The following is an 11,871-nucleotide window of genomic DNA, read 5'->3' on the forward strand; positions in this document are numbered from 1 at the left end:
GCACACCGAGCGGAATTCCCAGCGTGGCGATCAGCGTAGGGTCGTGAACGACCATACACCCTCGTCCGTTACCCGTCGCACCGACGCTCCGTCGACTCGATCGTTTTCCTTCCAGCATAAAGCACGAGGCCCCGACTCGACCAATCCACCCGTTCGACGGATCGGACACACTTGCCTCGCGACTCCGTTCGAGGAGTTCGCCTAGCCCCCACGTTTTGGTGGCCGTAGCGGAGCATCCGGAAGCAGTGCATACGAGACTGCCGTGAGGAAGATCGAAGTACCACGAGCGACGGAAGGACGAAAAACCCTCAGACAGTGCTTTCCGAAAGGCGTACGCTCGACGGGAATGCGACCGAGACCAGGCTCGAGACGAACGTAGTCGCAGATCGCTGTCTCTGCGAGAAGAGAACGCATCCTGCTACTCGACCCTCGTCGAGGAGAAGCTCCGCATTTTGGCAGATTCGTCGCCAGCTTGCGTTCAGTAACCTCACTGTTTTTGGTCGGTACACAAAATGCATGAACGGAGCGTCACGCCTGCCGACGGTACGATGCGCTGGGGGTTCTTCGACTTCTCGAGCGCGACTGCATTGCCTGTCGCCCAGAAGGGCTAGTCTTTCCTCGAGCACCCGAGCATCGCCATCCTGCACAGCAAAGCTGAGCCGGCCTTCTACCCTCTTTGACCTCATGCATCCCGATGGCGGCCGCCAACCTCATGGCGTACCACGGCCGCGGCTGCGGAACCTTTACCCGAGCCTCGGCCCTGGACTCGTCGACGTCCAGCCTCTCTTCGCCTCTCCCTGTCATCCAACTTTCCGAGGCAAACGATCAGAAGGGACTGGCAGCACGCGAGCCACAGCCCACCAAAGGTCAGAACGTTTCTCCAAATTCATACTTGCGCTGTGCACGGGACCCGTACTCGTTGACCCGGACGTGTTCCCAACCGTTCTCCGCCGCACAGCCGCGACTCGGTGCCTATCCCGCTGTCCAGATCGCGCCGAGCCGGTGACAGTGTCAACCCTACAGCCGCACCCGCTGCGGGACGCCCGACTCGTGGTCGCGCGAACGTGCGGGCCTTCCTCCGACCCCATGCAGGCCCACAGCAGGTCCAGACGACACCAGCCACGAACGCAGGATCGGCTGTCACCGAACCGACACGGCCATGCACCGGCCGGAACTCGTCAGCCGGTAGCTCACTCGACTGCGACCATGACCTCGGTCACTTTGATGATGGCCACGACCGGCGTGCCGGAAGCCAGACCCAGTTGCTCGGCCGAGTCGCGCGTAATGACGGAGACGAGCTCTTGCCCATTGCCGAGGTCGATAATGACCTCGCTGACGACCGCTCCGTGTTTCACGGACTTCACTGTGCCCCGCAACTGGTTGCGGGCGCTGATATGCTTAAGCCCTTCCTTCGCGGCCATGACCACTGACGAGAGTTCCAAAACAGTCTACCACGTTCCCGACGGCTCCATTGGCAAATTCGTCCACACCCGAGCAACCCCGGGGCGATCTTTTTCAGTCTTTCCCGATCCGAGTGCGTCAAACGATACGAACCATACAGTATCACTTCGGACCGTGAAGGAGGCGTCGTGGGGTTCACGGTACGGCTCGTCACAGGACGTGCGTGAGTCGCGCATGCCCCTTTACGGTTGACGAGACACCGGATCCTGGCCAAATCGAACGCACTCGGCCTTATTGTGACCAAGCCCGAGCCCCTCGACCGACTGACGAAGATGGGGTGCGCTGTCCGATGTACTGGCGGCCGACACTGGTAGCGGCACAGAAGCGCTGCTGACGTGATCCCGCTGATCCCGCGCACGTGGCTCGACCGTTCCTCCGCCCCAGGGAGGAAAGCCGCACCACGTTCATCCGGCGCAACACGGCCGAGCGGATGATCCCGGGCTCGCGGTCTTGCTCGGTGGCCGTACGCTGGAGAACGACGTGCCTTTCGGCAGCCAGCAAGCGGTCAACAATATATAAGACCGGCAGCGGAGCGTACCAAGCATGTTCGAGCGTGGCCGGCTGGTGCAGTTGCGCTCCCACTCGGCACGGGGCGAGTGCTCGTAAGGCCGCTCGCCACTCACCTCGCCCTCGGTGGTCTCCCCGCACGAACCTCTCCTCGTGTTGACTTGCGCAGGTTCGGTGGGACGGACAGGAACGGTTTCGCTGCAGGCCGCTTTCCTTGTCCGTGGCCCGAGGTTCGGTACATACCTTTGACACTCGTTCGTCGATGAGTGTTGTAAGCACCTGCGGAGTTCACGCGTTATCAGAAAGAGCGGGATGCGCACCTCTCGGTGACGCGCCCGGAGACTCGAAACGGTCGATCGTCCTGCGTCGCCCTCATGTCCGGGTGCGTCGCGAGAGGAGGAAAAGGAATGCGTATCCCATCTTTCGGACTGCCTTGGCTCGTCCTCCTCCTCAGTAGTACGCTGATCCTGGCGGCGTGCAGCGGTTGGCTATCGGGACCATCGACACCCTCTCTGCCATCGCCGACACCGACGATCCCCTTGCCCACTCCCGGAGCCAGTAGTAACGCGATATGGTGTCCAGCAGGGACGCTGCAAACGGCCCAAACGGTCGGCAACCATCAACCGCTTACGCCACGGCCCGCGTTCCTCACGACGTTGGGAAACCCGCCGCACTATAGCCAGATCAACACAAGCTTCGGTGCGATGTTCACCTGGTACCTGCATACGTTTTCGGTGAGCCCCCCTGCGAATCCGATCACTGGCATTCTCCATATTTCGGCGCGTCCTCCGGCTTATCCGTACTCGCAAGATGACCAGGTCAAGCTGTACAGCGGGGCAACGCCCACTATCCTTGCCCAGTTCAAGTTCGGCACGAGCGGGAGCACGGTGGGCGTCATGCCCAATGCATGGATCCCGAGCAACTATCCGAACTACGTCGCTTTTTCCTATGTGTTCAGCCCCTCCCAACTCAGCACGATCCTCGCCTCGGGGGTGCTGGACGTTGCAGTTGGCGACGATACTGACGTCCAGTTGATTCAGCTCTTGCTCTGCCTACCGGTTCCGACACCAACCCCGACCATGACGCCGACCGCAACGCCAACACCCAAACTGGCCCTCACCGCGGTACCCGCGACAGTGACCGGGCCGACGACGGCACTCGATACCGAGCCCACGCCGACACCGACACCGATCAAGAAGGGGACGGTGGTCAGTGGCGGCTTGACCCCCGTGCCGTTGCCAAGCCCGACTCCAACAGTTGTCAAGAAGCCCACGGTGATCGCCGATGTCACCGTCGTCCCGATTGTCACGCCGACTCCCACGCCATTGCCCACGGCCACCGTGCCCCCAGCACCAACCGCAACACCACTGCCAACGCCGACACCGCTTCGGCATTGCCCTGCACATCGGGCTCGGGCCCCGCGCACTGATTCAGGCTGCTAAGCTGGAAGCGAGCGAGGCTGACTCCTCAGCAGCCACGGCCTAACGCCCAACCGCTCTGCTCCCACGCGTCGTGCACCTGGTAACTCACACCAGGTGCACGGCCTTTGTGTGCCAGGCGTGACCGCTGCGCGCCGTCAACCGCGCGAACACGTCCGTTCCCACCCGGCGCTCCCGGCTGGCCGGCCAGTGCTGATCCTGGCCGGCAGCGCTGGGCTTGCGCTGGCCCCAGGCTGCGAGCGATTGCACACGACCAACGCGTGCTGCTCGCCACCACCGGTGGTGGCGTTTTCAGCAGGCGCGTGTGCGGTTCCGCGAGGCCCCTAGGTAGGGAGCTCGCCGAGATAGGCCTGCTGGACGTGTGGGTTAGCGCGGAGCTGTGCGGTCTCGCCTTCCAGCACAATCCGACCGGTCTCAAGGACGTAGCCGTACTGGGCAACCGCTAGGGCGTTCGTCACCGCCTGCTCGACGAGGAGGATGGTCACCCCCTGCTCGGCAATGGCGCGGATGACGGCAAACATATCAGCGACGACCCGCGGCGCAAGGCCGAGCGAGGGCTCATCGAGCAAGAGCACGCGTGGCTCGGCCATCATGCCCCGGCCGAGCGCGACCATCTGCTGCTCGCCGCCCGAGAGGGTACCGGCTAGCTGCCGCCGACGCTCGGCAAGGCGCGGGAAGAGCTTGTAGACGCGCTCGAGGTTCTGGGGAATCCGCGCCCGCAGGTGTGGACGATAGGCCCCGAGGAGCAGGTTCTCCTCGACCGTCATGCGTGGCCAGAGCTGCCGCCCCTCCGGCACGAGGACGATGCCGCGGTCGACGCGCTCGTGCGACGACAGACGAGTGATGTCCTGGCCGTCAAACGTCAGCGTGCCCTGCCACGCAGGGAGGAGGCCGGCAATGACGCGGAGCGTGGTCGTCTTGCCGGCGCCATTGGGGCCAAGGAGCGCCGTGACCTGCCCGCCACGCACCGCCAGCGACACACCCCAGAGCACTTGCGTCTCGCCGTAGCCCGCAGCGATGTCCGTGAGGCTGAGCAACGGCACGGTGGTAGCGTTCATGTCAGACCTGCCCATCGACTGGCTGACCAAGATAGGCCTCGATCACCGCCGGGTCGCGCTGCACCTGCTCGGGTGTCCCCTCCGCGATCTTTTGTCCCCCATCGAGGGCGACGACGCGGTCGCTCACGGCCATGACCGCGCGCATATTATGTTCAATGTACAGTACCGTCACCCGTTCCTGGGCGCAGATACGGCGGATGACGTCGAGAATGGTGGCTAGCTCCTGCTCGGTCAGCCCACCGCCGATCTCGTCAAGCAGTAGCAGACGTGGCTGCGCAGCCAGCGCCCGTGCCAGCTCCAGCCGCTTCTGGTTGCCAACGGAGAGGCCGTCAGCTGGCGCGCGCGCGAGGTCAGCAAGGCCGACAAACGTGAGGCTCTCCATGGCCCGGCGGTGGGCATCATGGCTGCCAGCTCGGCCGAAGGCAGCGGCTGCCAGCACATTGTCGAAGACGGTCATCGAACGGAAGGGCCGTGGAATCTGGTGCGTGCGCACGATGCCACGCGCGACGCGCTGGTGGATCGCCAGGCGCGTCACGTCGTGCCCGTCGAACAGAATACGCCCGCGCGTGGGACGCAGCGCGCCGGCGATCATTGAGAACAGCGTGGTTTTGCCTGCGCCATTGGGGCCGATGAGGCCAAGGATCTCGCCGGAGAAGACGTCGAGCGAGACATCGCGCACCGCGACGAGGCCGCCGAAGACCCGCGTGACCTGCTCAACGCGGAGGAGTGGTGCGAGCCGCAGCATCAGCTCCCCTCCCACGACCGGCGCTGAGTCGGCGCTGCACGCGACGCGCGAGGCCAACAAGCCCGCCCGGCTCAAAGAGGATAATGAGGATGAGCAGGATGCCATACAGCAGCAGGTGGATCTGGGGAAAGCGAGCGATCAACTGCTCCTGGACGATGCCATAGATCAAGCCGCCGAAGACCGGCCCCAGAGTGTTCCTAACCCACCAATGACCGGCATGAGCAGGATGGCCACGCCCGTCTGGAAGGCGAAGACGCCCCCGGGTGGATGAAGGCAGCATAGCGCGCAAACACGCCGCCCGCGATGCCGGTGAGCAGCGCGGCGAGCGCGTGGGCAATGAGCTTCCAGCGGAAGGGGTCGATGCCAACCGCCGCCGCCGCATCCTGGTCGTCGCGCACGGCCCGCATCGCCAGGCCGGCACGCGTCCGCGCGAGCACGAGCGTCAGCGCCAGCGCGACGAGCGCGACGAGCAGGGCAACGTAGTATTGCTCTAGCTGGTTGAACGGCCGGCGTTCGACGACCCGGAACCCGCTGGCGCCTCCCGTCAGCTTGAGGTTGCTGGCAATCACGCGCACCGTCTCACTGACGCCAATGGTCGCGATGGCAAAGTACGGGCCACGCAGGCGGAAGGCCGGCACACCGATGACCAGCGAGGCCAGCGAGGCCAGCACCCCGCCAGCAAGATAGGCCAGATAGGGGTGCACCCCCGCACGTGTGATCAGCAGCGCGGTGGTGTAGGCGCCGAGGCCGTAGAAGACGGCAAAGCCGAAGGAGACCTGGCCGGTGAAGCCACCAAGAACATTCCAGGCGATGCTCGTGGTGACCAGGACGTAGGCAATGAAGAGCAAGCGGATCGTGTTCGGATCATCACGGAGCAGGGGACGACTGCCCCAGCCACGCCGGCCAGCACCATCGGTGCAGCCTGCCGTACCCACGACTGCCAGGAGACGCCAACAGCGGCTGGCGCGGCCGCCTGCGACTTTGTTGAACTCATAGGCGCCTCCGCCAGGCAAAGAGGCTCGGCAGCCCGCCGGGCAACACCAGCAAGGCCACGACCAGCAGGCCAAACGAGAGTGCGAGCTGATAGCCAGCGGGGATGACGAGCACGCTGAACGTCTCAAGCAGGGCCAGGACAAGCCCACCCAGGGCCACCCCCGCGAACGATTCCAATCCCCCAAGCACGATGATCACGAACGAGCGCAGCAGGAACGGCCCACCAAAGTCAGGGTTGAACGAGTAGAGCGTGGCGAGCAGTCCACCAGCCAGCCCGGAGAAAGCCGCACTTGCGCCGAAGGCGAGCATCGCCGTGCGCCCGACGTCAATCCCGACGATGCGGCTGGCCTGCCGGTTCTGCGTCAGGGCACGCACCGCCCGGCCGAACCACGTGTGCCCAAGCACGAGGTGGAGCACCGCCAGGCCAACCAGCGCAACCAGAAAGACCAGCACGCGCACGACTGGCAGCGTCACCGGCCCCAGCCGAATCGTCTGGAGCGTGCGCGGCGTGAGGATAGCCTGATCTTGCGTCCCCCAGATAAGGTAGCCGATGTTCTGGAGCACGAGCCACACGCCGAACAGCAGCAGGAGCGACGACAACGTCGGCTCATCGCTTGTCGGCACGTGCCGCACCAGCAGCCAGTACACCCCCATGCCAACGAGCCAGAGCACGCCAGCGGTCACAATGGCCCCGAGCAAGGGGTCGAGCCCGAGCCGGCGAAAGGCTTCAAGCGTCAGGTACGCGCCAAGCATCATAAAGCCGGCATGCGCCAGGTTCACCAGCTTCATGACGCCATAGGCCAGCGCCAGCCCGTAGGACATGATGGCGTAGACCCCAGCAAGGAGCAGGGACGCGACCAGCAAGTTGACAAACTGCGCGGCACTCACCGTGCCACATCCCCGGTACTACGAGCGCGGGATCGGCGCCACGGGATCACCCGTCGCCGAATCCTGCGGATAGACGATATCAACCTTGCCGTCCGGCTTGTTCTGCACAATGACGAACGGGGCCTTCACCTGCCCGTTCTGCTGGAACTTCAGTTCCTGCCCAGGCAGCAAGGACGGCTTCAAGTCGACCTGGCGCAGCGCATCGCGGATCGCTTTGTGGTCGAGCGAGCCAGCCTGCTCAATGGCTGCCGCGAGCGCGCGTACGGCTTCATAGGCTGGGGCGGCGTACCAGGAGTCCGGCGCATGACCCGTGAAGGCGGTGTAGTCTTGCACAAACTGCTTCACCTGGGGGTACGGCAAACGCGACGACCACCAGATGCCAGCGAAGATATAGTTCACCGCATCACCAAGGGCCTTGCGCGCGTCTGCTTCCGGCCCACGTGCGCCGTAGCTGATCATTTGATGGTGCAGACCGAGCTGCGTGTACTGCCGGTGCATGGTGATATAGTCCGGCAGGTGGGCATCGGAGAGGAAGATGTCAGCGTTAGCCGCTTGCACCTTCTGGAGCAGGCCGGAGAAGTCCGTGCTATTGAGCTCGAACTTCTCGTTCACGACGATGGTGAAGTACCCGGGATGCTCCTCGATCCACTGCTGGATGCCATTGACGTAGTCGATACCGTGATCGGTATTCTCAACGACCAGGGCGATCTTGAGCCCTTCTTGAGCTTGCCCTGATCGACGAGCCAGCCAAGGAACTGCATCGTGGTATAGCCCAGCTGATCGACTGGGCTGAGCGTCCCAAAGATCCACTGGTACCCCTGGGAAAAGATGGAGCTGGCCGCAGCACCCGGCGTGATCCAGACGGTTTGATAGCGGTCGGCCATCACGGACTGCGCTTGCCCAAGCGCCGTCGAGTAGCCGCCGATCACCGCGACCACCTTATCGGAACTCATCGCCCGTTCGACAAGCGATGCCGACTTCGCCTGATCCGAGCCATCGTCGTAGAAGACGATCTGGATCGGCAGCTTCTTGCCCAGGCTCTTGACCATGACGCCGCCCTGGTCGTTGATCTGCTTCACGGCGAGCTCGATACCTTCTTTCTGGTACTGCCCAGGCTTCGCCTCGCTCCCGGTAATCGGCAGGACGACGCCGATCTTGATCACGTCACCGCTTGCTGCCTGGCCGCCGGAGCTCGCCGTGCTCGCCGCAGCTGGGGTGGTCGCCGTTGTCGCCGACGTCGCCTCGGTCGGCGACGCAGCACTCCCAGCCGCGCCCGTAGTCGGGGTCGGCGTTGCCGCGCCACCACACCCAGCAACAACCAGACCGAGCGCACAGAGCAGGCCAACCAGTGACAGCCGCAGACGCTGCCGCCCCATCATCATTCTGTATGCTCCCTCCTCACGTCCGAACACTTCTGCATCACCACTGCGGTCGTCGCAAGCTATGGCGCAGTATACAGGCAACCTGCCAGCGCGGTCAATTGCACGTCTGGTTCGTCCGCGGTGCGGGCGAGCACGGCGACACGGCGCGGGGAAGCGGCTGTCGCTGTGCTGGCGTCCCTCAGGCGGAGCGGGCCACGGCACGCGCTGCGGCGAACTGTCGAGATCCTTGCCCCTCCCTAGGCCCAGTGCGTCGCGGCCCGCGGCCATAACCGTAGCCACGGCAGCGTCGTTGCAGCTGTCGTACCATGGGCAGTGGCCAGAGAGCACGTGGCAGTCGAGCAGGATAGACCATCGCCGTGCAGCACGCCGCGTGTAGCGACCGTGGCGTGTACGATCCCTGGGTCACCGGTTCCGGAAATATGATCGCGAGTCGCCGTCTGACCGCTATGTGCCGACCTATTTCCGTCTCGCGCGCTGAGCGCCGTACGCGCCTGGCAGGCTGCGGGATGGACCGCGTGCTGTCCTGTCGCGCGGTGGACATGGCGAGCGGCCCCCGGTGGGTGCCGTGGGACCGTTTCGCTGTTCACGGCCTTGAGCGGGGAGGTAACCCGGCCACAGGCACGTGCGGAGAGCGGCGGCACTACCGGCAGGCACAGCGGTCAGGTTGCCCGTGCGCGGAGGAAGGGCGGCAGGGATCGCGGCCGCGACGGGAAGAAGGGCATCAGCAATCCAGGAGGAGCGTCAAGGAGGCGAGCGCGGGCAGGGGTGCCGAGCGTGCCGTGATGCACACCAGAAAAGTCCTGCAAACGAGCGTCAGAAGCGACAGAAACCACGGGAAGATCCGCGTCGGCATGCGGAAATTGTTTCTGACGCTCCCCTGGTGCACGAGCGTCAGACGGGCGTCAGAAAGAGCCGGGGAGCGCCAGAACGTCGCTGCGGCGGGAGGCGTGTCAACTGACGGCGGGGGCGCGACAAACCCGCGCGGAGACGATTGTGGGCATCAGGCATGCACGCGCCGGCGCCGCGTCGACGTGATCCGGACAGCACGCGTTCCCAGCAGCCATCGGCGCGCCTGGAGATTGCCGCGCGCCATGGCCACGGGGTGCCACTGCCTGCTCCTCACGCACTCACTGCCGGAGTGTATCGTTGAGCTGGAGGGCCAGTTCGTAGAGCTCGTCGATCACCTTGTGAAGTGTCGGCCAGTTCTCCCGGCCAACCCAGACGACCTGTTCCTTCCCATCCCGATCACGCACATGCTTGTGGTGCGCATCCGGGTGACCTTCACGGCTGTACCGATGGTCATTGTCATAGCGAAAGAGTTCGCGCACCTGGCCATCCGGCAACATCCGCAAAGCCTGGTAGGCATAGCGCACGGTCTATACCTCACGCCGCCCACGGGTGACACGCACCGCGAAGACCTTGTCAACAGCAAGGCTGTACCCACCGCGAAAGTGCAACCGGCCCAGGAGCGTGATGCGATTCCCACCCTCTTCCGTGCGCCACTCGAGCGCGTCGTTGATGAGGAATCCCCGTCGTTCCCAGAACGCGAGGTAGCCTTGATGTGTCTTCACGTAGTTGTCGAGGCTATTCCACCCGTGCGGGTCACCGTGTTGTCCGGGCTTTGCGCCGGGCATGCTGTTCGATCTCCCAGAGATGCAGCCACTGGTTGACCTCGAAGGTTTCCACCAGGCGCCCCCTCAATCGCTTGGTGGATCTGGTCAGAGGGAATGCCGTAGCGCATCTCAAACGCGGCGATGGCCGCCCGGCGCTCCTCAGCGAACTGACGCTGCACCTTGGGATTCCGCTGGCGGCGCAACTCCGCCTTGATCTGGCGAATGCGCTCGGTGCTCTGTGTCTGATCCTGCAGCATGCCCGTGCTCCCTCCACATTTGGATCGTACATCTACCATAGAGTATCGGTCAATGGCATGACAGCTTGGATTACCCGATTTGGACGCCGTCGCCCCGCCACGCCCATGCTTGCCCACGTATGCCCTCACTGCGGGAGCTGTGCAAGTGCCTGGTTGAACGATTGACTCGCCTGCCTGATCTCGTCCGAAGCCTTCTGGATCCGCTCGGCATCGAGATGATCGACACCGTAGGCGAAGTCGTCAGCTGCTTGAGCAAACTTCTCAAGACCGTCGAGATAGAATGCATGAAACGACCGAAGCGTGGCGGCGGAGTGAGCGCTCTCGCTTCGTCACGAATCAGCTTCTAGGTCACTAGCTCGGCTGCGACCTCAATACGCCACTGCTGGTCCAAGAGCAGCCCTGGTTCCTTCTACATGCGTTGGATATGATCGACGAACCGCTGCAAGGAGCGCTGCATCCGCTCCGCCTGATCACGGATAGCGGCGCGTTACCGTTCTTCTTCCTGTGTGAACGCTGGTGTCGGTGCTGGTGTCGGCGTTGGACAAGGCGGAGGAAGCGTTGGAGCGTTGACGACCCCTGGACGGATGCGAGGGACGGGGTCGGCGTCGGCGTGGATGGGGTCACGATGGTCGCGCACGTTCCGAGCCAGAATAGCGCCGGGACAGCGGCAACCACGAGCCAGCCACGCCCCGGTCGCCGGGCAAGCCAGATGGCCGCAAGCACGCTCAGAAGAACAGCCAGCCAAGCAGTTGCACCCACCACCGTTGCCGACGAAAGCCCTGCCAGATCTGATCTGCTAACTGCATCGTTCACTCCTTTGTACGCGTTGCCGTTGTGTCAAGCATGCGCCACGCAACGGGAACCCCGTGGTTCCCGTCCTGCGGTTCCCTGCGCACGGATGGCTACCGAGCAGCAACCCCAGCCGACCGCAAGGGAGACAGGCGGGAGGGAGGCGTATCCCCGAGCGGACGACTAACGCACATCAGGGCGTCGGCAACCCCGCGTTCCCCTTCATGGGCAGCGCAGGCAGTTCGTGCCAACTGCACCGCGCGACCCTGTGCGCGCGTTCTGGCCGCACACGGGGCCTGACCTGTCCGCAACCACGCGCACCATCGGCATGCCACATTCCGGCCACGGGAAGGGGCCATGGCATGTGCGGGAGCGCACGCCCGCTCCGCGTCGTGACGGCACGCTTCGTGCCGAGTCGGAGCCGGCACACGCACGCACGAGGACGTTCATCCGCGCTGCCAGGGGTGCCGAGCCGGTCGAGAGCAGTCACGCGGGGTGGTCGCACCAGGGAGGGTCGCTCGTCGTTGCGAGTCACTATGAACGCTGCTGGTAGCAGGATTGCAGGACGCGCGGCGGAAAAAGCGCCTGACGGCAACGACAACGACCCTGCCGCTCGGCTCTCCTTCGCCAGGACCAAGGGCAATGGCCGGCGATTGCCAGTTTGCCTGTCAAACGCGGAACCAGCTCACTCGCCGTGAGCGGGGTGAGCGCGATTTGCGTCCTGCTGCGGGTTTTCGTT

11 protein-coding genes are annotated in these 11,871 nt (G+C 64.3%); 1 reads left to right on the forward strand and 10 read right to left on the reverse strand.

The window, feature by feature from the left end:
* Positions 1-1,190: 1,190 nt before the first annotated feature.
* Positions 1,191-1,421: a TOBE domain-containing protein gene (locus OO015_RS13875; protein ID WP_265942221.1), complete on the reverse strand. Its 231-nt coding sequence runs from the start codon at positions 1,419-1,421 to the stop codon at positions 1,191-1,193.
* Positions 1,422-2,375: 954 nt separating this feature from the next.
* Here OO015_RS13875 and OO015_RS13880 point away from each other — a divergent pair.
* Positions 2,376-3,410, forward strand: coding sequence for a hypothetical protein (locus OO015_RS13880; protein WP_265942205.1), 1,035 nt, complete (start codon positions 2,376-2,378; stop codon positions 3,408-3,410).
* Between the two features lie 320 nt (positions 3,411-3,730).
* On the opposite strand, the gene OO015_RS13885 is transcribed toward OO015_RS13880, so the two are convergent.
* The 9 genes from OO015_RS13885 to OO015_RS13925 all read right to left on the reverse strand — a co-directional run bounded on the left by OO015_RS13885 (position 3,731) and on the right by OO015_RS13925 (position 10,343).
* Positions 3,731-4,444 (reverse strand): ABC transporter ATP-binding protein, encoded by a 714-nt coding sequence (locus tag OO015_RS13885; protein WP_416236609.1) that lies wholly within the window; start codon positions 4,442-4,444, stop codon positions 3,731-3,733.
* 22 nt (positions 4,445-4,466) lie between these two features.
* Complete coding sequence (locus OO015_RS13890; RefSeq protein WP_265942209.1) at positions 4,467-5,210, reverse strand: ABC transporter ATP-binding protein; 744 nt, start codon at positions 5,208-5,210, stop codon at positions 4,467-4,469.
* 197 nt (positions 5,211-5,407) lie between these two features.
* Positions 5,408-6,058, reverse strand: coding sequence for a branched-chain amino acid ABC transporter permease (locus OO015_RS13895; RefSeq protein WP_265942211.1), 651 nt, complete (start codon positions 6,056-6,058; stop codon positions 5,408-5,410).
* A gap of 142 nt (positions 6,059-6,200) precedes the next feature.
* Positions 6,201-7,091 carry a branched-chain amino acid ABC transporter permease gene (locus OO015_RS13900; protein WP_265942213.1) on the reverse strand — a complete coding sequence of 297 codons (891 nt, stop codon included), beginning with the start codon at positions 7,089-7,091 and terminating at the stop codon, positions 6,201-6,203.
* An 18-nt stretch (positions 7,092-7,109) separates the two neighbouring features.
* Positions 7,110-7,799, reverse strand: coding sequence for an ABC transporter substrate-binding protein (locus tag OO015_RS13905; protein ID WP_265942223.1), 690 nt, complete (start codon positions 7,797-7,799; stop codon positions 7,110-7,112).
* The gene (locus OO015_RS13910) at positions 7,700-8,254 is read right to left on the reverse strand and encodes an ABC transporter substrate-binding protein (protein ID WP_265942225.1); all 555 of its coding nucleotides are present in this window, start codon (positions 8,252-8,254) and stop codon (positions 7,700-7,702) included. The genes OO015_RS13905 and OO015_RS13910 overlap by 100 nt, the downstream gene beginning before the upstream one ends.
* Positions 8,255-9,600: 1,346 nt before the next feature.
* Positions 9,601-9,846: a hypothetical protein gene (locus OO015_RS13915; RefSeq protein WP_265942215.1), complete on the reverse strand. Its 246-nt coding sequence runs from the start codon at positions 9,844-9,846 to the stop codon at positions 9,601-9,603.
* A 3-nt stretch (positions 9,847-9,849) separates the two neighbouring features.
* Complete coding sequence (locus OO015_RS13920; RefSeq protein ID WP_265942217.1) at positions 9,850-10,044, reverse strand: hypothetical protein; 195 nt, start codon at positions 10,042-10,044, stop codon at positions 9,850-9,852.
* The gene (locus OO015_RS13925) at positions 10,041-10,343 is read right to left on the reverse strand and encodes a hypothetical protein (RefSeq protein WP_265942219.1); all 303 of its coding nucleotides are present in this window, start codon (positions 10,341-10,343) and stop codon (positions 10,041-10,043) included. Before OO015_RS13925 ends, OO015_RS13920 begins: the two co-directional genes overlap by 4 nt.
* Positions 10,344-11,871 lie beyond the last annotated feature (1,528 nt).

Origin of the sequence: Thermomicrobium sp. 4228-Ro, from assembly GCF_026241205.1 — a bacterium.
Lineage (GTDB): Bacteria > Chloroflexota > Chloroflexia > Thermomicrobiales > Thermomicrobiaceae > Thermomicrobium.